Source organism: Paenibacillus sp. 01T47 (assembly GCF_056398245.1).
On the sequence record NZ_JBFTPA010000006.1, the window covers coordinates 208,702 to 234,136 of the forward strand.

Below are 25,435 nucleotides of genomic sequence, written 5' to 3' on the forward strand. Positions count from 1 at the left end.
TCCGCCCCGCCTGCTTGTATGATTAGAACATATTTGAAGGACCTCATTTACTGAGGTGCATGATGGAGGTATTAACGTTGGAGCATCCTGTGTATAAACGTATCGTTTTGAAAGTAAGCGGTGAATCATTGTCTGGTCAGGAAGGTTATGGCATTGAAGCGACGGTCATATCTTCAATTGCTGATCAGGTGAAGGAAGTCGTAGCACTTGGCATAGAAGTGGCCATCGTTGTCGGAGGCGGCAACATTTGGCGTGGAATTGCAGGTTCTGCAAAAGGCATAGACCGTGCAACAGCTGATTACATGGGAATGCTGGCTACTCTTATGAATTCACTTGCGCTTCAAGATGCACTGGAACAAATCGATGTACCTACTCGCGTACAAACATCGATCGCGATGCAACAAATCGCTGAACCGTACATCAGACGTCGTGCTATCCGTCATTTGGAAAAAGGACGCGTCGTAATCTTTGCTGCAGGAACTGGTAATCCATTTTTCTCAACAGATACAACAGCAGCGCTTCGCGCAGCTGAGATCGAAGCAGAAGTAATATTAATGGCGAAAAACAAAGTGGATGGCGTATATTCTGCTGATCCATTTAAAGATAGCACAGCTGAGAAATTTGAGGAGCTTACATACCTCGACATGCTTAACCGTAATCTAGGCGTAATGGATTCAACCGCAGCTTCACTTTGCATGGATAATAATATTCCTCTTATCGTATTTGCGATTACAGAGAAAGGGAATATTAAACGCGTCGTGCTGGGTGAGAAAATCGGAACGATAGTGAGAGGAAGTGCGAAATAATGCCACAAGAGCTGAAAAAAAACGCAGAAGAACGCATGGATAAAGCAATTTCCGCGCTAAAACGTGATTTATCGTCTTTGCGCGCTGGTAAAGCTAATTCATCTTTGCTTGACCGTATTCAAGTGGAATACTACGGCGCAATGACGCCTGTCAATCAGCTTGCTAACATCAGTACGCCAGACTCTCGTACGTTGTTCATTCAACCATGGGACAAATCGTCCATGTCGGCAATCGAGAAAGCGATTATGAAATCGGATCTTGGACTGACACCTTCCAATGACGGTGCATCGATTCGTCTTTCTATCCCACCGCTTACAGAAGAGCGCCGGGCAGAGCTTGTGAAAACTTCGAAAAAGCTTGGCGAAGAAGCAAAGGTAGCTATTCGCAATATTCGTCGGGATGCTAACGACAGCGTGAAAAAACTTGAGAAAACAACAATTTCTGAAGATGAATCACGTGGTCACCAAGAGGATATTCAGAAGGCAACTGATAAATTTATTGCTGAAGTAGATAAAGTGCTTGTTGCCAAAGAAAAAGAAATTATGGAAGTATAATAATCTCTGGGCCCCTCCGATAGGTGGGGTTTGGTTTTGATTTCGGTTGGGAGGAAGTAAGATGATCGAGCGACTTTGGGCCAAATTAGGCAAATCGTCCTTACAGCCGACTGATTCTGTGGCCTCAGAAAATGTGCCTGAGCATGTTGCAATTATAATGGATGGGAACGGCCGTTGGGCTAAAGATCGTGGATTGCCACGTATGGCTGGTCATCATTCCGGCATGAAAGCGGTCAAACGTATTACCATTGCAGCGGATCGGTTAGGCGTCAAATATTTGACGTTATATGCGTTTTCAACGGAAAACTGGAAGAGACCTAAAGCTGAAGTGGATTTTCTTATGAAGCTTCCGCAGCAATTTCTTGAAATTGAATTAGAAGAATTGATAGCCAACAACGTGCAGGTTCGCATGATGGGACATAAAGAGGATTTGCCTTCATTTACGATCAGTGCAGTTGAAGAAGCCATTATAAAGACCGCTAACAATACAGGGCTAGTTCTAAACTTTGCCTTAAACTATGGAAGCCGTAAGGAAATGCTTGAAGCTGTGAAAAGCATCGCATCTGAGGTTCAGCAAGGAAATCTTGCAATCGATGATATCGATGATAAAGTAATGGCCGATCGTTTGCTTACAAGTGGATTGCCCGATCCAGATTTGCTCATTCGTACAAGCGGTGAATTGCGATTAAGTAATTTTATGATGTGGCAGCTTGCTTATAGTGAATTGTGGTTTACGGATGTGTATTGGCCTGAATTTACGGAAGCGCATTTTCAAGAAGCGATTTTGGAGTTTCAGCGCCGCGCGCGTCGATATGGTGGATTGTAGCTTCAAGCGACGGAGTGTGACTTTTCATTGAGACAACGATTGATTACTGGAATTGTAGCAGGTGCAGGCTTCATAGGTTTAACAATAGCAGGCGGATGGTTATATACAACTCTCCTCGTATTGCTAGCTATTATTGGTTTTACTGAATATGCGCGAATGAATGGTGTAGCATGGTCGCATCCGTCAACTTTGCTCGGATATGCGGGTGTGCTACTGTTTGTGCTTCCATGGTCTGATTGGGGAATTGTTATTCCATCTTTCCTGACTATTGTTTGGATGCTGGCCTTCTTGCTGCTTGCCCTAACCGTGATTACCAAAAATAAAACGACAATTGATGGCGCCGCACTTATGTTGCTAGGCGCTTTATATGTAGGTTACGGCTTTTCAGCAATGGGCGAAGCTCGTCAAATTGAGGAGCATGGCCTATTGTGGACGTTTTTGTCCTTTGGCTGTATTTGGGCTTCGGATATCGGTGCTTATTTTACTGGACGAGCCATTGGGAAAACGAAGCTATGGCCATCAATCAGCCCGAACAAAACGATCGAAGGCGCCTTAGGCGGCGTATTGTTATCCTTAATCGTATCGGCAGTATTCGCACTCACGATGCCCGATTTTATTGATTTGCCAAAGGCTTTGCTAATCGGTTTAATTGCCGCTGTAGCTGGACAGTTTGGGGATTTGATTCAATCTGCTTATAAACGCGTGAGAGATATAAAGGATACAGGTACGCTTCTGCCAGGACATGGCGGAGTGCTCGACCGATGCGATAGCTGGCTAATCGTATTTCCGCTGTTAGTGCTTACTGGGCTGCTGCCTGTATAAGTCAGGAGGATTTTGTGTGAAAAAAATAAGTATATTAGGTTCGACAGGTTCAGTCGGAACACAGACGCTGGACGTTATTGCCCATGATCCTGATCGTTATCAGGTTGTTGCCTTGTCCGCTGGTGCGAATGTCGATTTGATTATAGAGCAAGCCAAACAATTTAAACCTTCGCTCGTTAGCTTGGCTTCCAAAGCAGACGCAGAAGCCGCTCGTCCCCATATGCCGCCTGGAACAAAGGTTGTCTATGGCGAAGAAGGACTTGTTGAAGTAGCCGCTGGGACGGACGCTGATGTCGTTGTGACAGCAATTATGGGAAGCAGAGGGCTGCCGGCAACATTGGCGGCGATTGATGCGGGGAAAATGATCGGTTTGGCGAATAAAGAGACACTCGTAACGGCTGGTCATATCGTAATGGAACGTGCGAAACAGCGCGGAGTATCGATTTTGCCGATAGACAGTGAACATTCGGCGATTTTTCAATGCTTAAACGGCGAAGATCGCAAATCTATCAATCAAATTACATTAACAGCCTCCGGCGGCTCCTTTCGTGATCGCACAAGAGAACAGCTTGAGGGTGTAACAGTAGCTGAAGCGCTAAATCATCCCAATTGGTCGATGGGCGCAAAAATTACGATTGATTCAGCGACTATGGTTAATAAAGGGCTAGAAGTTATTGAGGCAAGATGGCTGTTCGATGTTACATACGATCAAATAGGTGTCATTATTCATCCGGAGAGCATCATTCATTCTTATGTGGAGTTTACCGATCACAGCATAATCGCGCAGCTTGGAATGCCGGATATGCGAGTACCGATTCAATATGCGTTGTCATATCCGGAACGGAATGTAACCCCGACAAGCAGGCTGAACCTGGCACAAATCGGAAAGCTGCATTTTCGCGAGATGGATTTTGAAAGATATCCATGTCTAAGGCTGGCATTCGAGTGCGGGAAGCTAGGTCAATCAGCTCCTGCAGTATACAATGCTGCAAACGAGGTTGCGGTGGCACGGTTTTTGAAGGGTGAAATTACGTTTCTTGACATTGAACGGATATTGGAAACGGTCGTTGGCAAGCACGAAGCAGCTGATATCAATGATTTGCAGATGATCTCAGAAGTGGACGCTTGGGCAAGACAGCTGGCCCAATCCGTATAATATCGGTTAAATTCCGGTTCTCTTGTATCGGACGGGAGAATAATGATAATCTATGTACAGGCCGTAACGAACAGGAGGCTTCAGCTTAATGCACATGATTCAAGTTGTTTTCTTGACCATACTCGTTTTTTTCGTGATCGTAACGATCCATGAATGGGGTCATTACTATTTCGCAAAACGCGCAGGCATATTGGTGCGAGAATTCGCAATTGGCTTCGGGCCGAAGCTTTTTTCGGTAAAACGTGGCGAGACGAGATATACGCTTCGATTAATACCTGCCGGCGGTTTCGTTCGAATGGCGGGAGAAGATCCAGAAATTGTTGATGTCCAGCCCGGTCAAACGATCGCGGTTCGTCTGAAAGACAATAAAGTGACTAGACTTTATTTGGATCGTCTTGATGACCGCAGCGGTGTTATTCGCGGAGAAATCGTGGCGATCGATCTTGAGCGCAAGCTATCTGTTACACTTGACGTAGAAGGGGAAAACGAGATTTTCTCGGTACACCCTACTGCTTTGATGATCACAAAAGGCAAAGAAACACAAATCGCGCCGCTCGACAGACAATTTGGCAGCAAAACAGTAGCGCAGCGTGCACTTGCTATTTTTGCTGGCCCTATGATGAACTTTGTGCTTGCATTTGTATTGTTTGCTACCTACATTCAGTTAGCAGGTGTTCCTGTTGAGTCGCCTGATAAGCTGCTTGTTAATGAAATATCAGAAGGCATGCCAGCTGATAAAGTAGATTTGAAAAAGGGCGATGTCATCGATGCAGTCAACGGCATCAAAATCGGAGCTGATTTTGATAAAATGATCGCGATTATCGGTAAATCACCGAATGTTCCTGTTAAAATGGATATTATTCGTGACGGCAAAGCTCAGCAAGTTGTTATAACACCTGAACCGAATAAAGAGGGTGTAGGCAAGGTTGGGATCAGTGCCGCATTGCCAACACGTCCGGCTACTTTCTCTGAAACGTTCACAGGCGCAGGCAAGCTCATGAAAAACATGACAGTAAGCATTTTTGAAGGCTTCAAGAAGCTTATTTTCGGAGAGTTCAAGCTTGATGATCTTGGCGGACCTGTGCGAACAGCAGAAGTAACAAGCCAGATTGCTCAGCAAGGCATTGCTCAGTTAACATCATGGACAGCACTGCTAAGCTTGTATTTAGGAATATTTAATTTGCTGCCGATTCCTGCCCTTGATGGAAGCCGCCTCATATTCCTCGGAATTGAAGCGATTAGACGCCGGCCGATTGATCCGAACCGTGAGAGCATGGTACATTTTGTCGGTTTCGCGCTCATCATGTTATTAATGCTCGTAGTAACTTATAATGATATTTTACGATTGGTAAAAGGGGAGTAAATAGTCGCTTATGTCTAAGGATAAACAGTTTGTTACAGAAATCACGCCTCAAAGCGAGGATTTCTCCAGATGGTATATTGATGTTATTAAAAAAGCCGAGCTTATGGATTATTCGCCTGTAAGAGGCTGTATTGTGTTCCGTCCTGAGGGCTATGAGCTTTGGGAAAATATTCAGCGTGATCTGGATCGCCGCTTTAAGGAGACGGGACATCGCAATGCGTATTTCCCGCTCTTTATTCCAGAGAGCTTTTTCCAGAAAGAAAAAGAGCATGTTGAAGGTTTTAATCCCGAACTGCCTTGGGTAACTGAAGCAGCTGGCGAGAAGCTCGAAGAACGCCTTGCAATTCGTCCAACATCGGAAACGATGTTTGGACACATGTATTCCAAATGGATTCAATCGTACCGCGATCTTCCGCTGCTCATTAACCAATGGGCAAACGTCGTTCGCTGGGAGAAGCGCACAATGCCATTCCTTCGTACGAGTGAGTTTTTGTGGCAAGAAGGCCATACTGCGCATGAAACAGAAGAGGAAGCGCGTCAAGAGACGATGCAGATGCTTGATGTTTACACGCAGTTCGTTGAAGAATTCCTTGCTATCCCTGTAATTAAAGGTGAAAAAACGCCTTCTGAGCGGTTCGCTGGTGCGGTTGATACGTATTCGATCGAAGCGATGATGAAGGACGGGAAGGCTGTTCAAGCCGGAACATCGCATTATTTGGGTACGAAGTTTGCAGTTGCTTTTGATATTAAATTCCTTGATCGTGAGAATACATTGCAATTCGCTCATACAACTTCTTGGGGCGTGAGCACAAGACTAATCGGCGCCCTTATTATGGTTCATGGCGATGATCGTGGTCTGGTGCTGCCTCCTAAAGTTGCTCCAACACAAGTGGTTATGATTCCAATTGGCCCTGCAAAAATGCGCGAGCAGGTTGTTGGCCGTGTGGATGAGCTTTATGCAGAGCTTAAGAAAGCCGGTATTCGCGTACGCGTGGACGATCGTGCTGACGTGAGCCCAGGCTGGAAGTTTAACGAATATGAGATGCGCGGTGTTCCACTACGCCTTGAGCTTGGACCGCGTGATATGGAAAATGGACAAGTTGTGCTTGTTTCCAGAGTTACTGGAGAGAAGCGTATTGTACAGCAAGCTAATCTTCTAGCAGAAATTGAAGCTATGCTTGAAGAAACGCATCAAGAAATGTTTAATCGTGCGAAGCAGTTCCGTATTGACAACTCTCGTTCGGTTGAAACGCTTGATGAAATGAAAAGCTTTTTGGAAGAACAGCGCGGCTTCGTAGAAGCTGGCTGGTGCGGCTCTGCTGCTTGCGAGAAGCAGGTCAAAGAAGAAACTGGAGCGACAAGCCGGAATATTCCATTTGCCCCTGAATCGCACAAAGAAACATGTCTCGTATGTGGAGATCCATCCAAACATACTGTTGTATTTGCAAGAGCTTATTAAGGACTGAAGCTAGTTCGGTTCGGATCTTAAGGAGTGGTATTTTATGAGCCAAACCGCAAAAAAACGGCAGAGTTTTGAAATGCTTTTACAGCATATTCAGCTGCCGCAAGAACTTATACAAACCTATTTTCAAGATGGATATATAGATCAAGTTATCGTTAGCAACAGCAATCAAGAATGGACGTTTTGCATCCGCAAAACGTCCATGGTGCCTTTACAGGCCTATAATGGGCTATGCCAGGCGGCTAGAATGAAGTTTGAGTCTATCGCTGCAGTCAGTTTCTTGCTGATTTATGATCCTGTTGTAGAGACTGAATCCATTGTGCTGCAATACTGGGGTTTGTTCATGGAGTGGGCACAGCGCGAGATCGCTTCCGTAAATGGATGGCTGCAGAAATCTTCGATCACGGTTGAAGGAGACTTACTAACTCTATCTCTTCTAGACAATACGGGATTGGATCTCGCTCGGAAGAAACGATTAGATGATGAAATTATTCGTTTCTTTAATGAAAATTTCCAGCGCGCATGCAAAGTGAAAATGATCGTCAGCGAATCCAGGCAAGAAATCTTGGATGAATTCTCCCTTCGGATGGTGCAGGAAGAACGGGAATATGTGCAGGAGCTGATGGCGAGCGCGCAATCCGAGTCTGAGCTCGTCGATGAGAGTGAAATCAAGCTAGCGGTTGGTTATGATATTCGGGAAGAGCCGGTTCCATTGATGAATATCATCGAAGAAGAGAAAAAAATTACAGTACAAGGCGCTGTATTCGGCCTCGAAGTGAAAGAGCTTCGTAACGGAAGCACATTGTTTACGTTCAACGTGACTGACTTCTCCGATTCTATCGCGATGAAGATGTTTGCGAAGACGAAGGACGATGTAAAAATATTGAACCAGCTTGCCAATGGCAAGTGGGTAAAAGCTCGCGGCCGCATAGAATATGATCGCTTCATGCAAGAACCGGAGCTTGTGATGATGCCGAATGATTTGCATGAGGTCAGAACACCTGCTGAGCGTATGGATAAAGCGGAAGAAAAGCGCGTCGAATTTCATCTCCATACAACCATGAGCGCTATGGATGCGGTAACTCCGGTAGATGTCTATGTAAAGACGGCTGCCAAATGGGGACATAAGGCGATTGCAGTAACGGACCATAGCAATGTTCAATGTTATCCGGATGCGAATAAGTCAGCCAAAAAACACGGCATAAAAGTTCTTTTTGGTGTTGAAGCGAACATCGTGAACGACGCAGTGCCAATGGTGCTGGAATCAAGGCCTGAGCCACTTGCGACGGCAACTTATATTGTTTTCGATATAGAGACAACGGGCCTTTCTGTTATTAATAACAAAATTATCGAGCTTGCCGGCGTTAAAATGCGTGATGGCAAAGAGATTGATCGTTTCTCTACCCTTATTGATCCGCATGAAAAAATTCCTTACCACATTACGCAGTTGACTAACATCAATGATGATATGGTAAAAGGGCAGCCGGATATTGAGCCTAAGCTTAGAGAATTTATTGAATTCATTGGTGATGATGTTCTTGTCGCCCACAATGCAAGATTTGATATTGGCTTTATTCAAGCCAACTGCAAAGCTTTCGGCATGCCGGAAGTGAAAAATCCAGTGCTCGATACGCTGGAGCTCGCTCGATTTATTTTTCCAACGCTCAAAAATCATCGTTTGAATACGTTAGCAGATAAATATAAGGTTAGTCTCGACAACCATCACCGCGCTGTAGACGATTCCCTTGCTCTTGGCGGCGTTTTGTATGGCTTGATTGCAGATGCAGCTGAGCGAAATATTACGAATCTACATCAGTTAAATGACTATGTGGGCATTGATTTATCTAATTCTCGGCCTTTCCACAGCAATATTTATGCACTTAATGCTGTTGGGAAGAAAAATTTATTCAAGCTTATTTCCATCTCGCATACAGAGCATTTCAAACGGGTAGCAACAATTCCAAAAACGAAGCTTGTTGCACACCGTGAAGGCTTGCTCGTTATTTCTGGTTGCGAGAAAGGTGAATTTTTCGAAACGGTTCTAAATAAATCGTACGAAGAAGCGCTGGAGGTTGCACGTTTCTATGATGTCCTTGAAATCCAGCCGATTGATTTCTACATGCACTTAGTTGAGAAGGGGCTAGTAGGCAGCCGTGCGGAAATTGAGCAGGCGCATCGCCGGATTTGCCAAATCGGGGATGAGCTGGGCAAGCCGGTTATTGCTACAGGAAACGTTCATTACTTGAATCCGCGCGACAAAATGTATCGTGACATAACGATTCATGGGATCACTGGTTTTAGCCCGCTTAAGAGTATACGCAAACCAGATGCTCACTTCCGTACAACGGAAGAAATGCTGGAGGAATTTGCATTTTTAGGGGAAGCAAGAGCTCGTGAGGTCGTCATTACGAATACAGTTGAGCTTGCTGATCGATTTGAGCCGTATGATATGTTCCCTACTGGACTATTTGCTCCAATTATTGAGGGTGCCGACGAGGAAATTCGCAACACTTGTTATGACACAGCGAAGTCGATGTATGGGGAAGATCTTCCTCAGGTTGTTATCGACAGGCTGGAGAAAGAACTTATTCCTATTATCAAATTTAAGTTTTCTGCCAACTACTTGATCTCGGAGAAGCTTGTTAAGAAATCGAACGCAGATGGATATTTGGTCGGCTCACGGGGATCGGTTGGTTCCTCGGTCGTTGCCACATTCCTGGGTATTTCAGAGGTTAATCCGCTGCCTGCTCATTACTTGTGCAAAAACTCGGATTGCAAGCATAGCGAATGGTTTTTGGACGGAAGTATTCCGAGCGGCTTCGATTTACCGGACAAATTATGTCCGAAATGCGAGAAGCCGATGAAGGGTGAAGGACAGGATATTCCGTTCGAAACCTTCCTTGGCTTCAAAGGCGATAAAGTTCCCGATATCGATTTGAACTTCTCCGGAGACTATCAACCGATTGCTCATAACTATACAAAAATATTGTTTAGCGAGAAGTGTGTGTTCCGTGCAGGAACGATTGGTACGGTTGCAGAGAAAACGGCCTATGGTTTCACTAAGAAGTATGAGGAAGAGCATGGCAAGAAATGGCGCGGTGCTGAACTTGCCAGACTTGCTAGTGGCTGTACGGGTGTAAAACGAAGCACGGGACAGCATCCAGGCGGTATCGTCGTTGTTCCCGATTATATCGATGTTGAAGATATAACACCTGTTCAATTTCCAGCAGACGATGTGAATGCGGAATGGAAGACAACTCATTTTGACTATCACGCGTTTGATGAAAACTTGCTTAAGCTCGATATTCTGGGGCACGATGATCCGACAATGATGCGGATGCTGCAGGATTTGACCGGCGTTGATCCAACGTCAATACCGATGAATGATCCTAAAGTCATGAGCATGTTCAACTCGACCAAAGCACTTAACGTGCCAGGCGAGCAAATTCGCTCTTCGGTAGCCACTTACGGAGTGCCGGAAATGGGAACGAAGTTCGTTCGTCAAATGCTTCAAGAGACGCAGCCTTCTTCGTTTGCCGATTTACTGCAAATTTCCGGATTGTCTCATGGCACGGGAGTTTGGCTAGGAAATGCACAAGAGCTGATCAAGAACGGCACTTGCAACATCAAGACGGTAATTGGTTGCCGGGATGATATCATGTTGTTCTTGATCTATAAAGCTGGAATGGACGCTGGACTTGCATTTAAAATTACGGAAAGTGTACGTAAAGGTAAAGGCTTGACGCCAGAGTGGATCGAAGAGATGAAGCGATGCAAGGTGCCTCAGTGGTACATTGATTCTTGCCTGCGCATCGAGTATATGTTCCCGAAAGCACATGCCGCGGCCTACGTAATTTCGGCAGTTCGCACCGCCTATTTCAAGCTTTATCATCCAATAGAGTATTACGCTACTTACTTTACAGTAAGATCGGACGATTTTGATTTGGAGCTGCTTTGCCAAGGATATGATGCGATCTTGCGTAAGCTGATCGAGATTGAAGCCAAAGGATTTAATGCGCTCCCTAAAGAGAAAAACATGGTGTCGCAGCTGGAAATGTCACTTGAGATGACGGCGCGCGGATTCTCCTTTAAGCCGATCGATCTGTATCGTTCTGACGCGACGAAGTTTCTTGTAGATGGGGATTCCCTTATTCCGCCATTTGCTGCCATTGCGGGAATTGGCGATAACGCCGCACGTAATATCGCAGCCTCAAGAGACGATGGCGAGTACTTGTCAATCGAGGATTTCCAAATGAAATCAAAGGCGACAAAAACGATTATTGAGGTTCTTGGAAACATGGGCTGCTTCCGTGGATTGCCTGAATCTAATCAGCTTTCACTGTTCTAGAAGCGGCTTGAATAGAAAAGATTTCTTGTCACTATAGTGCGGTTATGTTATAATTTTTCTGGCAATGATGATTATAAAGACTTTGATGCAGAAGAGTGGGGAAACCCACTCTTTACGTTTTGTTAATGGCAAAATGGCATAGTGCGTATAAACAGGAGGTCAACTGAATTTGAGTACATCCAAAATCAAAGCCGCTGTCCAGGAAATGGTTTCACCATACCTCAGCAGCAATGGATTTGAACTGGTTGATATTGAGTATGTAAAAGAAGGAAGCAATTATTTCCTTCGTATTTTCGTAGATAAAGAAGGCGGCATCGACATCGATGACTGCGGTCGTATCAGCGAATTCATAAGTGAGCAATTGGACAAAAACGATCCAATTACAGATGTTTATTTCTTGGAAGTATCTTCCCCAGGAGCAGAAAGACCGCTTCGGAATGAAGATGAAGTACGTAAAGCAATCGGTAAGCACGTTTACATAACGACATATGAACCGATTAGCGGCGCTAAAGAATTTGAGGGGCTGCTACTTGCATTTGATGGAGAAAATGCAGTCGTTCGTACAGCCAAAAAGGAATATACCATTCCTTACGATAAGGTGGCTGGCGCCAGACTCGCAATCGTGTTCTAAATATTCGTTTCTATATTGAAAGGGGGAAATCCAGTCCAATGAGTATGGATTTTATTGAAGCACTACAAGAAATAGAAAGAGACAAAGGGATTACCAAGGATGTGCTCCTTGAAGCCATTGAGGCTGCTCTTATCTCCAGCTACAAAAGAAATTTTAATACCGCTCAAAATGTACGCGTCGATATTAACCGTCATACTGGTGTTATCAAAGTATACGCCCGCAAGACTGTTGTTGATGAAGTACTAGATCCGCGTCTGGAAATTACAGTGGAGGCTTCAAGAGAAATCAATCCTCATTATCAGCTTGACGATATTGCGGATATTGAAGTTACGCCGCGTGATTTCGGACGTATCGCTGCTCAAACAGCGAAGCAGGTTGTTACTCAGCGTATTCGTGAGGCTGAGCGCGGACTGATTTATAATGCTTTTATCGATAAAGAGGAAGATATCGTTAACGGTATCGTTCAACGTCAGGATGTTCGCAATTTATTTGTGGATCTAGGCAAGGTTGAGGCTGTATTGCCTTTGACTGAACTTATGCCAACTGATAAGTTTAAGCATGGTGACCGCGTGAAGTCGTATATCACGAAAGTTGAGAACACGACTAAAGGTCCTCAAATCATTTTATCCCGCACGCATCCTGGCCTTTTAAAACGTTTGTTCGAGCTTGAAGTGCCTGAGATCTATGACGGAGTAGTAGAAATTCGTTCGGTTGCTCGTGAAGCTGGCTTCCGTTCAAAGATTGCGGTTCATTCCCGTAACTCCGAGGTTGATCCAGTCGGTTCATGTGTTGGCCAAAAAGGACTGCGCGTTCAGACGATCGTAAACGAGCTTAAAGGTGAAAAAATCGATATCGTTCGTTGGTCTGAAAGCGTGGATGAATATGTTGCGAATGCTCTTAGCCCTTCAAAGGTGCTAGAGGTTATCGTATTCGAACAAGAGAAGATGGCCAGAGTAATCGTGCCGGATTACCAACTATCGCTTGCGATCGGTATTAAAGGTCAGAATGCAAGGCTTGCTGCCAAGCTGACTGGCTGGAAAATCGATATCAAGAGCGAAACGCAGGCAGAGCAGGAGTATGGACGTCCGAAATCAATGACTACGGTTATGCATCAGGATTCAGTATCCATCGACTAATCTGAATTTTTTAACAGATACGCGTCAATTCAGCTGGCAGAGGAGGGGTGTACAATGAGACCGAGAAAAGTACCGCTTCGCAAATGCGTCGCTTGTCAGGACATGATGCCGAAGAAGGAACTCATTCGGATTGTGCGGACACCGGCCGAAGAGGTGCAGATTGACCTGAAAGGCAAACAAGCTGGCCGCGGTGCATATTTATGCGGTAAAGTCAGTTGCTTTAAATTAGCGAAGAAATCCAAGGCGCTTGATCGAGCACTGAAGCAGCATGTTGGTGAACACATCTACGATCAACTTGAGCAGGATTTTATAGCGGTAGAGGAACAGTTTATTGCTGGTAAGGAGCTGATAAGCGATGAAGCAGAATAAGAGCTTATCACAGCTTGGCATGGCAATGCGTGCCGGAAAGCTGATTACAGGCGATGAAATTGTCCTCAAAGCTGTAAGAAATAAACAAGTGCATCTCGTTATCCTTGCAGGAGATGCTTCAGACAATACGAAAAAAAAGTTTCGTGACAAATGCAACACCTACGGAATACAACTCGCCGAAGCATTCGACCGTGAGCAACTAGGAAAGGCGATTGGTAAGCCAGAACGGGTTGTAATAGCGGTAACCGATGCGCAATTCGGAAAAATGATTGCGAGTCATCTGAGCCATAATACGGAGGTGGATCATATTGGACAATAAACAAGACAGCAAGGACAATAAAGATAAGCTGCGCGTTTACGAGTATGCCAAGTCACTTAATATGAGCAGCAAAGAAATCATAACGATCCTAAAAAGACTTGATTTGCCAGTCAATAACCATATGAGTGTCATGGAAAACGAAATGGTAAATAAGGTTGAAGGTTTTTTCCGCAATATTAAACAAAATGCAGCTGCAAAGCGCGCGCAAGAAACAACAAATGTAACGGTTTCTTCCGCTCAACCTACTGCCAACAAGCCGCAATCGCAGCAGCCACAACAGCAGGAGAAGAAGCCGCAGCCAGTACAAGAAAATAAAAATACGAATCAAGACAGACAGGGGCCTATGAATTCTATTAATACGAAACCACAAACAACCCAACAGCAGTCAGAACAAAGACCAGCAGGACAACAATCAAGTCGTCCAGCATCACAATCAAGCAACAACCGTCCTTCACAAGGCAGTTCTAATTCGAGCCGTCCAAGCCAAGGACAAGGCGGACAAGGTAATCGCCCAGCGGGTTCTAACGCGGGTTCAAGCCGTCCATCACAAGGTCAAGGCGGTCAAAGCAGTCGTCCAGCATCATCTGGACAAAGCCGTCCTTCACAAGGCGGACAAAGCAATACTGGCAGCCGTCCAAGCGCTCCGCGTTCAGACGCAAGCAGCCGTCCAGCACCATCGGGCCAAAGTCGTTTCGACTCTAAGCCAGCACAAGGACAAGCGCGCGGTAACGACAACAGAAACGCAAGACCTGGCCAAAAAAGATTTGAAGACGGCAAACCAGGCGGCTTCAGAGGCAACAATGGCCGTGGTGGTCAAAAAGGTCGCGGCGGCAAGTTCCAACAACAACCGCCACGCGAGAAAATTGACAATACGCCAAAGAAAATTATTGTACGCGGTACAATGACTGTTGGCGAATTGGCAAAATTGCTGCATAAGGATGCATCAGAAGTTATTAAAAAACTGATTTTCCTTGGCGTAATGGCTACGATCAACCAAGAAATCGATATGGATGCGATTCATTTGATCGCAACAGACTACGGGGTAGAGGTTGAAGTGAAAATTCCTGTTGAGGAAGATTCCTTCGAAACCGTAGAAGAAACAGACGAAGATGAAAATTTGGTGTCACGTCCACCGGTTGTTACCATTATGGGTCACGTTGACCACGGTAAAACAACTTTGCTTGATGCCATTCGCAAAACGAATGTTACAGGCGGAGAAGCCGGCGGAATTACACAGCACATCGGTGCTTACCAAGTTGAAATTAACCATAAAAAAATTACGTTCCTCGATACACCTGGTCACGAAGCGTTTACGCTTATGCGTGCACGCGGTGCGCAGGTTACGGACATTACGATCATCGTAGTAGCAGCTGATGACGGCATCATGCCGCAAACTGTTGAAGCCATCAACCATGCGAAAGCAGCTGGCGTTCCTATTATCGTAGCGGTTAACAAAATCGATAAGCCAGAAGCGAATACAGAGAAAATCAAACAAGAAATGACTGAATATGAACTCGTTCCGGAAGAGTGGGGCGGCGACACTATTTTCGTCGAAGTTTCCGCTAAACAAAGAATTGGTCTTGAAGGTCTTCTTGAAATGATTTTGCTCGTTGCTGAGATGAATGACTACAAAGCTAACCCGAACAAACGCGCTCGCGCTACTGTTATCGAAGCTGAGCTTGATAAAGGTAAAGGTCCAGTTGCACGTATTCTCGTTCAACACGGTACTTTGAAAATTGGAGATGCTTTTGTTGCAGGTAACTGCTTCGGACGTATTAGAGCAATGGTTAATGATAAAGGCCGTCGCTTAAAAGAAGCAGGTCCTTCTACGCCAGTAGAAATTACTGGTCTAACAGAAGTTCCATTAGCTGGAGATCCGTTCATGGTATTTGAAGATGAGCGCAAAGCCCGTGATATTGCTGATCGTCGTTCCATTAAACAGCGTCAATCGGATATGGGTGCGAATACACGCGTAACGCTTGATGATCTGTATAACCATATCAAAGATGGTGAAATTAAAGATCTGAACGTTATTATCAAATCCGACGTTCAAGGTTCTTCCGAAGCACTTAAAGGCTCGCTCGCAAAAATTGAAATCGAAGGCGTTCGCGTAAAAATCATCCACAGCGGTGTTGGCGCGATTACAGAATCGGATATCATTTTGGCGTCAGCTTCCAATGCTATCGTAATCGGATTTAACGTTCGTCCTGATCCACAAGCAGAAGCAACAATTGCACAAGAAAAGGTTGACGTTCGTATGCACCGCGTCATCTACAACGTAATCGATGAGATTGAACAAGCAATGAAAGGCATGCTTGATCCAATCTACAAAGAGGTTGTTATTGGCCACGCTGAAGTTCGTAACGTATTTAAAGTGACTAAAGTTGGCGCAATTGCAGGTTGTATGATTACTGACGGTAAAATTTCTCGTAACGCTGAAGCACGTTTGGTTCGTGGCGGTATCGTTGTCTTCACAGGCAAAATTGAATCCCTAAAACGTTTCAAAGACGATGCTAAAGAAGTTGCAGCAGGTTATGAGTGCGGTATCACGCTTGATCGTTTCAACGATGTTCGTGAAGGCGATATTATCGAAGCATTTGTCATGGAATCAGTAGAGAGGTGAGTAAAGCATGGCAAAAATCCGAGTAGGGCGGGTCGGCGAACAGATTAAAAAAGAGCTGAGCCAAATTATACAAACAGAGTTGAAAGATCCTAGAATCGGATTCATTACTGTAACAGGTGTTGAAACATCAAGTGATCTCTCACAAGCAAAAGTGTATTTAAGCGTGCTTGGCAGCGAAGAGCAGAAGGAAGCGACGCTTAAGGCACTAGCGAGCGGAACAGGATTTATTCGTACAGAGCTTGGCAAGCGCATGCGCCTTCGCCATACACCCGTATTGCTGTTCAAGTTTGACAGCAGTATTGAATATGGCAGCCGCATCGAGGCATTGCTTGAAAACATCAACAATGGGAATTCAGCTCGATGATAAATCAAAGCAGCTATTCGATGCAGCTAGATGAAGCGCTGGCGTTCATGAAAACTTACGATCATTTTTTGGTCGTATCACATGTACAGCCTGACGGTGACGCTATTAGTTCTACTGTTGTCGTAGGCTGGATGCTTGAGAAACTTGGGAAGTCGGCAGTACTGATTAATGAAAGCGAGCTACCGTCCAGACTTCGTTTCTTACATCAATTTGATTCCATTCTCAATTACAAGCGCGATGTAAATCAGCAAACATTTGATGCCATTATTTCGGTCGATTGTGCGGATTTCAAACGTATTGGAGAGGTAGCGAGCAGCTTTGCACCAGATGCAAAGCTGCTTAATATCGATCATCATCCAACAAACAATGGATTTGGCACCATAAATGTTATACAGGCAGAAGCTGCGGCTACTGTTGAAATATTGTATGATTTAATCGAGAGAGCAGAAATCGCATTAGATGTGAATTGTGCAACAGCAATCTACACTGGTTTATTGACCGATACAGGCGGGTTTCGTTATTCCAACACGAGTCCGCGTGTCATGGAGATTGCCTCGCATTTGCTCGCTTTAGGTGTGTCCGGCAATGAGCTCGCTGATCATCTTCTAGAGAAAATGACTATGGCTAAGCTCAAGCTTCTCCAGCTCGCACTCAATCGCCTCACATTTACGGATAACTTAGAGATCGGCTGGGTCTATATTGGCAAAGATGATTTGCGCAATACAGGTGCTGTTCCTGAAGATCTAGAAGGAATCGTGAATTATGCGCTTAATGTGGATGGAGTTGAAGTCGGCATTCTATTTAAAGAAACGGAAGACGGTGCAGTCAAAGCAAGCATGCGTTCAGCAGGCAAAGCCAATGTAGCCGCAATTGCGCAAGCATTCGGTGGTGGCGGTCATGTGCGTGCAGCAGGATGCCGGATTGAAGGTTCTTTAACGACCTCGATTGAAGAGCTAGTGGAAGCAGTCAGAAAGGCGTTGATTTAAGCGATGGACGGCATTTTGGCAGTTTGGAAGCCTGAAGGCTGGACTTCTCATGATGTGGTTGCAAAAGTACGCCGAGTGCTAAAGATGAAGCGAATTGGTCATACAGGAACGCTTGATCCTATGGTTACGGGTGTATTGCCGCTATGTCTTGGGCGTGCAACGAGAGTAGTCGAATATGTGCAAGAGCGGCCTAAGTCATATGAAGCCGTATTGCAGCTTGGAATTGCAACAGATACAGAGGACATAACGGGTACAGTTATTGCGCGGCAATCGCCAATATCGGTTACAGAAGAGGATGTTCGCCATGCACTGTCGCAGTTTTTAGGCGAGATCGATCAAGTACCTCCCATGTATTCCGCTGTCAAAGTTGATGGCAAGCGATTGTACGAGTTAGCTAGAGAAGGAAAGACCGTTGAGCGGAAATCGAGAAAAGTAACGATTCATCAAATAGATCTCATTGATACTCAGCTCGATCTTGATCAGCCTCAGATTTCGTTTTCTGTCGTTTGTTCAAAAGGTACATACATTCGCACGTTATGTGTGGACATCGGCAAAGCACTAGGTGTTCCTGCTACGATGGCCCATTTGACGCGAACGATGTCAGGCGGTATTACAAAGGAAAGCTGCTTGACGCTTGAGCAAATCGAGCAATTGCAGCAATCCGGTGAATTAAGCGGACATATCATTTCCGCCGATGAAGCCATTACACATTTGGATCGTGTGACGATTCCAGAATCGTTTGGGAAACTTGCACTGCAAGGACAGAAAGTTAGTCTCAGCCATTCAGTCGAACATGCAGCATTGACTTTAGATGGACAACTTATACGTCTGTATAATGATCAAAGCTCGTTTCTAGGTATTTTTCAGATTGATTTGAATGCAAATGTTTTCAAGCCAATCAAAGTGTTTTCAGCTTAGCTTATCGTTGTAGAAAGTTAATAGGAAATGCAGGTGCTTCAGCGTTGGAAATTATTCCATTAAGTTTTCCTTTAAACGGTTTGTCCACGTTGTCGCTGGACAAACCGCTTTCCATAGCAATCGGTCATTTTGATGGGGTTCATCGTGGACATCAGAACGTGATTCGCCAAGCTGTAAATGCGGCGAAGGAATCCGAGATGCTATCAGCGGTTTTGACATTTGATCCTCATCCGAAAGAAGTTCTCGGACAAGGTGAGCAATATTATCGTTGCCTTACGCCTTTTGATGCGAAGACAGCGTTATTTGCAGAGCTTGGCGTAGATCTTGTATTCATAATGAAGTTTGATCTTGAGTTTGCTTCAGTATCACCTGAGCGCTTCGTCAATGAGGTTCTGCGCACACTCCGTGCTAAGCAGGTCGTTGTAGGCTTTGATTTCAACTTCGGCCATAAAGGCTCAGGTAATGCAGAGACTTTGAAGCAGCTGGCAGAGCCTGATATTTCTGTTCATATCATTGAGCCTTTGATCGAGAACGGGGTAAAAGTAAGCAGTACTTATATCCGTGAAGCACTTGAGCAAGGTGATCTTGAACTGGCAGAACGATTGCTTGGCAGGCCATATGAAGTTGAAGGGATCGTTGTTCATGGGGACAAAAGAGGTCGTACGATCGGGTTCCCAACAGCAAACCTGCAATTTAATGCCCCATATATCGCGCCAAGGCTTGGCGTTTATGCGGTAATGGCTTGGATTGGTGATACCGCATACCCTGGTGTTTTAAACTATGGCTTAAAACCAACCTTTAATAAAGATGAGCTGAAACCTGTAATGGAGGCTCATTTGTTTGACTTCAACAGCGATATATACGGTGAGCATATGCGTTTGCAATTGCTATCGTTTATCCGTTCGGAGAAAAAATTCAATTCCATTGCCGAGCTTGTTGAGCAGATTGGATCTGATTCTGAGCAAGCGAAGGCGATCCATGGTTACAACTAACTGATCGTATCATCCATTCGTGTGTAAACGAATGTTGGGTATTCTTTATTTATGTTCCTCGACATTCGTCCACCTTATGTGTTATACTATACAACGTTGTAAGTAGTCATACATTTTGTGTGACATACGGACAAACTTAACCTTAGCTTGGATGTCCGATCTCACCGACGGCTTCGAGGCTAATGGCGATTATCAAGAAGGAGGTGAATTAGGATGGCAATTACACAAGTACGTAAAAACGAACTGATTGAGACGCATAAGACACATGCAACTGACACGGGTTCCCCGGAAGTTCAAGTGGCTATCCTGACTGAAAACATCGTTAACTTGACTCAACATTTGCGGGAGCACAAGAAAGATCATCATTCCCGTCGTGGTTTGCTCAAGATGGTAGGTCAGCGCCGTAAGCTGCTTGCATACCTTAAAAACAATGATGTTAGACGTTACAGCGCATTGATCGAAAAACTCGGCCTACGCCGCTAAAACATGCGTAAAGAAAAGCAACCTGGTTGTCCAGCCGTCCGGGAATAACGGATGAGCGGATTCGGGTTGCTTTTTGTAATAGGGAAACACTCGGAATAAACTGCCAATTAGCAGTGAAATAGACTAATCGAATAACTATTAGGAGGGATAAAATGGTACAACGAATTGAGATGATGGTAGGCGGAAGACCGCTATCCATTGAAACCGGCCGCCTTGCGAAGCAGGCGAATGCAGCAGTCACTGTTCAGTATGGTGATACTGTCGTATTGTGTACGGTAACAGCGTCAGCAGGTCCGAAGGATCTGGATTTCTTCCCATTGACTGTTAACTATGAAGAACGTTTGTATGCTGTTGGTAAAATTCCAGGTGGATTCATTAAACGTGAAGGCCGTCCAAGCGAGAAGGCGATTTTGTCCAGCCGACTTACGGACAGGCCTATTCGTCCGTTATTCCCTGAAGGTTTCCGGAATGACGTTCAAGTTATGAACATTGTAATGAGCGTGGATCAAGATTGTTCACCAGAAATTGCGGCTATGATCGGTACTTCTGCTGCACTATCCATTTCTGACGTTCCTTTTGACGGTCCAATTGGCGGAGTAAACGTGGGTCGTGTTAATGGCGAATTCATAATTAATCCGACGGTGGAGCAAAGCGTAGAAACGGATATTTTTGTAGTTGTCGCTGGAACGAAAGATGCGATTATGATGGTGGAAGCAGAAGCAAACGAAGTTTCTGAAGCAGTAATGCTTGAAGCGATTATGTTTGGTCATGACGAAATCAAAAAGATCGTAGCAAAAATAGAAGAGCTGCAAGCTGTAGCCGGCAAACCGAAAATGGAAGTTAAGCTACATACTGTAAATGAGCAAGTGAATGCTGATGTTCGCGCTTATGCTTCTGCTGGTTTGGTTGAAGCGATTAAGGTTGAAGAAAAGCATGCTCGTCAAGAAGCAATTGATGCAGTTAACAGCGCAGCAGTTGCTCACTTTGAAGAGCAATATATCGATACGCCAGAACTTCTCTCTGATGTTAAAGAAGTTCTTTATGACATCGTGAAGGAAGAAGTACGTCGTCTTATTTCTCATGATAAAGTTCGTCCAGATGGCCGTTCCCTTGATGAAATTCGTCCAATCGATTGTGATGTGGCAATTTTGCCTCGCACACACGGAACAGGGCTGTTTACTCGTGGACAAACACAAGCACTAAGTATTTGTACACTTGGCGCAATGGGCGACGTTCAAATTTTGGATGGTATTTCACCAGAAGAAACAAAACGTTTCATGCATCACTATAACTTCCCGCCGTTCAGCGTTGGTGAAGCACGTCCGCTTCGTCCGCCAGGCCGTCGTGAAATCGGGCATGGTGCTCTCGGAGAACGTGCACTTTCCAAAGTTATTCCATCTGAAGCTGAATTCCCTTACACGATTCGTCTTGTTTCGGAAGTTTTGGAATCTAACGGTTCTTCTTCACAAGCAAGCATTTGCGCAAGCACACTTGCTATGATGGATGCAGGGGTACCAATCAAAGCGCCAGTAGCTGGTATTGCTATGGGTCTCATTAAAGATGGCGATCACTTTGCAATTCTTTCTGATATTCAAGGGATGGAAGATCATCTCGGCGATATGGACTTTAAAGTTGCAGGTACAGCTGAAGGCGTTACAGCTATTCAAATGGATATCAAGATTGCCGGCATCAACCGCGCTATTTTGGAGCAATCGCTTGAACAAGCTCGCCAAGGCCGTATTTTCATCCTAGGTAAAATGCTCGAAAGCTTGCCGACTACTCGTCCAAACTTATCGAAGTATGCACCGAAAATTTTGACGCTTCGCATTAATCCGGACAAAATCCGTGATGTTATTGGCGCAGGCGGAAAAATCATCAACAAAATCATTGAAGAAACTGGCGTGAAAATCGATATTGAGCAAGACGGAATGGTATTTATCGCTTCTTCAAACGAAGAGATGAACCAAAAAGCTAAATCGATTATCGAAGGTATCGTTAAAGAAGTGGTTGTTGGTGAAATTTATATGGGTACGGTTAAGCGCGTCGAGAAGTTCGGTGCTTTTGTTGAAATTCTGCCGAACAAAGATGGACTTGTCCATATTTCTCAATTGTCAAATGAACGTGTTGCAAAAACAGAGGATGTCGTTAACATTGGCGACCAAATCAAAGTTAAAGTAACCGAAATTGACGGACAAGGCCGTATTAACTTGTCTGCCAAAATTTTGATGACACCAGAAGCATCGCCGCAATAAGCTTTTAAGGCTTGGCTGTCATATTAATAAGAAGAAAAGAGACAGATTTGATCTGGCTCTTTTTGTTTTTTTAAGCGACATCGGGTCACCATCTAGCCCATCCGCTGCATATTCTCGTCCTACTTTTCATACATATGAATTAACATGCCGAAATAAGGTCAAGCTTAGGAAGCGTGCGAGGACTTATATGGGAGTGGGAATAATGATGCTTAGAAAAGCAGCTGCAATTGTGGCAAGCATGCTTCTAGTGCTTGTATTCGTCAGTATGAACGATGACATATCAAAATTTCTCTCTTCTTTAAAATATGATAATAAAATGGTTTATGCACAATATTCTTATACGCAATCGGAGAAGCAGAGGCTGCTGAACATAATTTCAGAAGAAGCAGATAAGCTGAATATTGCACCAGTAGACGCGCGGATTGATCGTGTTTGGAGAGCTATTCCAGGGTATAACGGCTTGGAAGTCGATGTGGATAAAACACTCGAAGCTGCATTGCTCGCTCCACCTTCTCAAACCATTCCTTATGTATATAAAGAGGTTGAACCCGAAATTAGCCTTAATGATCTTGGTCCACATCCGATCTTTCGCGGCAATCCCAACAAAAAGATGATATCGCTTATGATCAATGTCGCTTGGGGCAATGAGTACATAGATTCCATTTTAAAAACACTTAAACGTGAAAAGGTGAAAGCTACCTTTTTCCTTGATGGCAGCTGGCTAAGTAAAAACGCTGATGTTGCTAAGCAAATACAAGCTGAAGGACATGAAATGTCTAATCATGCGTATACTCATCCTGATATGAGTGCGATTAGCAGGGAAGCGCAGTACAATCAAATAGCCAAAACCGAAGCTTTATTAAAATCGAGCTTGAACGTAAACAACAAATGGTTTGCTCCGCCTTCGGGTTCTTTTAATCAAGCTACTGTCCAGATCGCCGAGGAGCAGGGGTTAAAAACGGTGCTGTGGACCATTGATACGGTTGATTGGCAGAAACCGCCGGCAGATGCCGTTGTGCGCAAAATTGCAGCGAAATTAGAGCCTGGAGCGCTAATATTAATGCATCCTACAGCCACAACACGAGATGCGCTGCCTGGCATAATTGCTACAGCTAAATCAAAAGGCTACGCGATAGGAACGGTTAGTGAGACGCTTTCCTCCAAGCGGATTCCCGTTGAAGTTGAGGGAGCGGACTGATTCTGCTATAGTAAAAACATTCATGTTTAGAGTCACATGTATATGATGTCAGTTTTGTAAGGCAAAATGATGAGACGTATAATAATGATCATTTTGCTGCACAAAACATGAGGAGGACTACTGATGAACAAATACACACTTAGCAATGGATTGCGTGTTGTCGTTGAATACATACCGACAGTAAGATCAGTATCGTTTGGCATATGGGTCAAAACGGGCTCACGCAATGAGACGCCAGAAAATAACGGCATCTCCCATTTCATTGAACACATGCTGTTCAAAGGCACAGAAAGCCGTACTTCAAAGGACATAGCGGATTTATTCGACGGTATAGGCGGAAATGTTAATGCGTTTACCTCGAAGGAATATACGTGTTATTTTGCCAAGGTGCTTGATGAGCATTTGCCGCTTGCCGTAGACGCTCTCTCGGATATGTTTTTTAATTCCCAGTTCGATCCGGAAGAATTGGCGAAAGAAAAAAATGTTATTCTAGAGGAAATCTCTATGTATGAGGATACTCCGGATGATAAGGTGCATGACGAAGCTTCTCGTGCAGCATTCGGTGAACACCCGCTTGCTTATTCGATACTGGGGCTTGAGGATCGTTTGACTGCCATGACCTCCGATACGCTTCGCGGATATATGAATGATACGTATACACTTGAGAATGTAGTAATCAGTGTTGCGGGCAATGTTGAAGAGCAGAGCTTGCTTGCGTTAATGGAACAATATTTTGGAAGCTTTAAGAATAGCAAGCCAGCCTCATCCATCATTACGCCTCCGGCATTTCATGGCGATTATTTGTTTTACAAAAAGAAAACAGAGCAAAACCATCTATGTGTTTCTTTCCCGGGGTGCTCGATTACCGATTCAAATTTGTATGCCATGATTCTTCTTAACAATGCTATAGGGGGCGGAATGAGCTCGAGGCTGTTCCAAGAAATAAGAGAGAAGCGCGGACTCGCGTATTCTGTCTATTCCTATCACACTTCCTATGCGGATACTGGCTTGTTTACTTTATATGCTGGAACGGCGCCTAAGCAAACGAAGGAAGTACTTGATTTAACGATGGAGCAGATGAACGAGCTGTCCGTAAAAGGATTAGGCGAGGATGAACTGCACCGCGGCAAGGAGCAATTGAAGGGCAGCTTGATTTTGAGCTTAGAGAGCACGAGCAGCAGAATGAATCGATTGGGCAAAAACGAGTTGATGCTCGGTCATCATTACACGCTTGATGAGCTGTTGAAGCGTATCGATTCGGTGCAGATGTCAGATGTAGTTGATGTTACGAAGCGTATGTTAGCTGCTCCTTTCTCCGTTGCAATGGTCGGAACGAATGATAAAGCAGCAGCAGAGCTCAGGAGGGATCAATTTGTATCAAGTTCAGTTTAAACGATTAGAAGGAAATGAAGATATAGCCATACCGAAAAAAATGTCCGAATGGGCAGCTGGCTTTGATCTGCAAGCTTCTGTAGGAGAGCCTGTTGTATTGCAGCCAGGCGAGCGTAAGCTTATTCCTACCGGCTTTGCAATGGCAATGCCCGGGGAGCTGGAGGCGCAAATTAGACCGCGCAGCGGCCTTGCGTATAAGCATGGCATTACTTGCTTGAATTCACCAGGAACGATTGATGCGGACTACCGAGGAGAAGTGAAAGTGCTGCTCGTTAATTTAGGCGATCAGCCGTTTACAATTACGCGCGGGGAAAGAATAGCTCAAATGGTATTCCAACTCGTGCCGGCAGTTACGATTATAGAAGCTGATGAGCTGCCTGACACCGTACGAGGTGCCGGCGGGTTTGGACATACTGGCGTTTAAGCGATTTGAAT

22 protein-coding genes are annotated in these 25,435 nt (G+C 44.8%); all 22 read left to right on the forward strand.

The annotated features are described in order from the left end of the window. Positions 1 to 77 precede the first annotated feature (77 nt). The 22 genes from pyrH to dut all read left to right on the forward strand — a co-directional run bounded on the left by pyrH (position 78) and on the right by dut (position 25,424). Positions 78 to 806: a UMP kinase gene (pyrH, locus tag AC1DOV_RS14765; protein ID WP_053377774.1), complete on the forward strand. Its 729-nt coding sequence runs from the start codon at positions 78 to 80 to the stop codon at positions 804 to 806. Further along, entirely contained in the window at positions 806 to 1,360 is a 555-nt protein-coding gene (frr, locus tag AC1DOV_RS14770) for a ribosome recycling factor (RefSeq protein ID WP_339208952.1), read from the forward strand. The genes pyrH and frr overlap by 1 nt, the downstream gene beginning before the upstream one ends. Positions 1,361 to 1,421: 61 nt before the next feature. After that, the gene (locus tag AC1DOV_RS14775) at positions 1,422 to 2,186 is read left to right on the forward strand and encodes an isoprenyl transferase (protein ID WP_477550297.1); all 765 of its coding nucleotides are present in this window, start codon (positions 1,422 to 1,424) and stop codon (positions 2,184 to 2,186) included. A gap of 27 nt (positions 2,187 to 2,213) precedes the next feature. Continuing rightward, positions 2,214 to 3,008: a phosphatidate cytidylyltransferase gene (locus tag AC1DOV_RS14780; protein WP_430054928.1), complete on the forward strand. Its 795-nt coding sequence runs from the start codon at positions 2,214 to 2,216 to the stop codon at positions 3,006 to 3,008. A 16-nt stretch (positions 3,009 to 3,024) separates the two neighbouring features. Beyond that, complete coding sequence (locus AC1DOV_RS14785) at positions 3,025 to 4,164, forward strand: 1-deoxy-D-xylulose-5-phosphate reductoisomerase (RefSeq protein WP_477550298.1); 1,140 nt, start codon at positions 3,025 to 3,027, stop codon at positions 4,162 to 4,164. Between the two features lie 88 nt (positions 4,165 to 4,252). Further along, positions 4,253 to 5,527 carry an RIP metalloprotease RseP gene (rseP, locus tag AC1DOV_RS14790; RefSeq protein ID WP_076269180.1) on the forward strand — a complete coding sequence of 425 codons (1,275 nt, stop codon included), beginning with the start codon at positions 4,253 to 4,255 and terminating at the stop codon, positions 5,525 to 5,527. Positions 5,528 to 5,537: 10 nt separating this feature from the next. After that, on the forward strand, positions 5,538 to 6,986 hold the full coding sequence (proS, locus tag AC1DOV_RS14795) for a proline--tRNA ligase (RefSeq protein ID WP_076269181.1): 1,449 nt from the start codon (positions 5,538 to 5,540) through the stop codon (positions 6,984 to 6,986). A gap of 43 nt (positions 6,987 to 7,029) precedes the next feature. Beyond that, positions 7,030 to 11,337: a PolC-type DNA polymerase III gene (locus tag AC1DOV_RS14800; RefSeq protein ID WP_477550299.1), complete on the forward strand. Its 4,308-nt coding sequence runs from the start codon at positions 7,030 to 7,032 to the stop codon at positions 11,335 to 11,337. Positions 11,338 to 11,506: 169 nt separating this feature from the next. After that, positions 11,507 to 11,968 (forward strand): ribosome maturation factor RimP, encoded by a 462-nt coding sequence (gene rimP, locus AC1DOV_RS14805; protein WP_076269183.1) that lies wholly within the window; start codon positions 11,507 to 11,509, stop codon positions 11,966 to 11,968. Positions 11,969 to 12,006: 38 nt separating this feature from the next. Next, positions 12,007 to 13,104: a transcription termination factor NusA gene (gene nusA, locus AC1DOV_RS14810; protein ID WP_054028947.1), complete on the forward strand. Its 1,098-nt coding sequence runs from the start codon at positions 12,007 to 12,009 to the stop codon at positions 13,102 to 13,104. Positions 13,105 to 13,158: 54 nt separating this feature from the next. Next, positions 13,159 to 13,473 carry an RNase P modulator RnpM gene (rnpM, locus tag AC1DOV_RS14815; RefSeq protein ID WP_076269184.1) on the forward strand — a complete coding sequence of 105 codons (315 nt, stop codon included), beginning with the start codon at positions 13,159 to 13,161 and terminating at the stop codon, positions 13,471 to 13,473. Then, complete coding sequence (locus AC1DOV_RS14820) at positions 13,460 to 13,792, forward strand: L7Ae/L30e/S12e/Gadd45 family ribosomal protein (protein WP_054028945.1); 333 nt, start codon at positions 13,460 to 13,462, stop codon at positions 13,790 to 13,792. Before rnpM ends, AC1DOV_RS14820 begins: the two co-directional genes overlap by 14 nt. Then, on the forward strand, positions 13,782 to 16,415 hold the full coding sequence (gene infB / locus AC1DOV_RS14825; RefSeq protein WP_477550300.1) for a translation initiation factor IF-2: 2,634 nt from the start codon (positions 13,782 to 13,784) through the stop codon (positions 16,413 to 16,415). Before AC1DOV_RS14820 ends, infB begins: the two co-directional genes overlap by 11 nt. Before the next feature lie 7 nt (positions 16,416 to 16,422). Continuing rightward, positions 16,423 to 16,779, forward strand: a complete 357-nt coding sequence (gene rbfA, locus AC1DOV_RS14830; protein ID WP_054028943.1) for a 30S ribosome-binding factor RbfA — start codon at positions 16,423 to 16,425, stop codon at positions 16,777 to 16,779. Then, positions 16,776 to 17,765 carry a DHH family phosphoesterase gene (locus tag AC1DOV_RS14835; RefSeq protein ID WP_477550301.1) on the forward strand — a complete coding sequence of 330 codons (990 nt, stop codon included), beginning with the start codon at positions 16,776 to 16,778 and terminating at the stop codon, positions 17,763 to 17,765. The genes rbfA and AC1DOV_RS14835 overlap by 4 nt, the downstream gene beginning before the upstream one ends. A 3-nt stretch (positions 17,766 to 17,768) precedes the next feature. Further along, positions 17,769 to 18,683, forward strand: a complete 915-nt coding sequence (truB, locus tag AC1DOV_RS14840) for a tRNA pseudouridine(55) synthase TruB (RefSeq protein WP_076269187.1) — start codon at positions 17,769 to 17,771, stop codon at positions 18,681 to 18,683. A 44-nt stretch (positions 18,684 to 18,727) separates the two neighbouring features. Beyond that, entirely contained in the window at positions 18,728 to 19,675 is a 948-nt protein-coding gene (locus AC1DOV_RS14845) for a bifunctional riboflavin kinase/FAD synthetase (RefSeq protein WP_430054921.1), read from the forward strand. Between the two features lie 213 nt (positions 19,676 to 19,888). After that, complete coding sequence (rpsO, locus tag AC1DOV_RS14850) at positions 19,889 to 20,158, forward strand: 30S ribosomal protein S15 (protein ID WP_053375765.1); 270 nt, start codon at positions 19,889 to 19,891, stop codon at positions 20,156 to 20,158. Between the two features lie 152 nt (positions 20,159 to 20,310). Then, positions 20,311 to 22,410 (forward strand): polyribonucleotide nucleotidyltransferase, encoded by a 2,100-nt coding sequence (gene pnp / locus AC1DOV_RS14855; protein WP_076269189.1) that lies wholly within the window; start codon positions 20,311 to 20,313, stop codon positions 22,408 to 22,410. A gap of 202 nt (positions 22,411 to 22,612) precedes the next feature. Next, positions 22,613 to 23,608: a polysaccharide deacetylase family protein gene (locus AC1DOV_RS14860; protein ID WP_477550302.1), complete on the forward strand. Its 996-nt coding sequence runs from the start codon at positions 22,613 to 22,615 to the stop codon at positions 23,606 to 23,608. Positions 23,609 to 23,731: 123 nt separating this feature from the next. Then, positions 23,732 to 25,000, forward strand: a complete 1,269-nt coding sequence (locus AC1DOV_RS14865) for a M16 family metallopeptidase (RefSeq protein ID WP_076269191.1) — start codon at positions 23,732 to 23,734, stop codon at positions 24,998 to 25,000. Continuing rightward, positions 24,945 to 25,424: a dUTP diphosphatase gene (gene dut / locus AC1DOV_RS14870; RefSeq protein ID WP_441911347.1), complete on the forward strand. Its 480-nt coding sequence runs from the start codon at positions 24,945 to 24,947 to the stop codon at positions 25,422 to 25,424. Before AC1DOV_RS14865 ends, dut begins: the two co-directional genes overlap by 56 nt. The last annotated feature ends 11 nt before the right edge of the window (positions 25,425 to 25,435 follow it).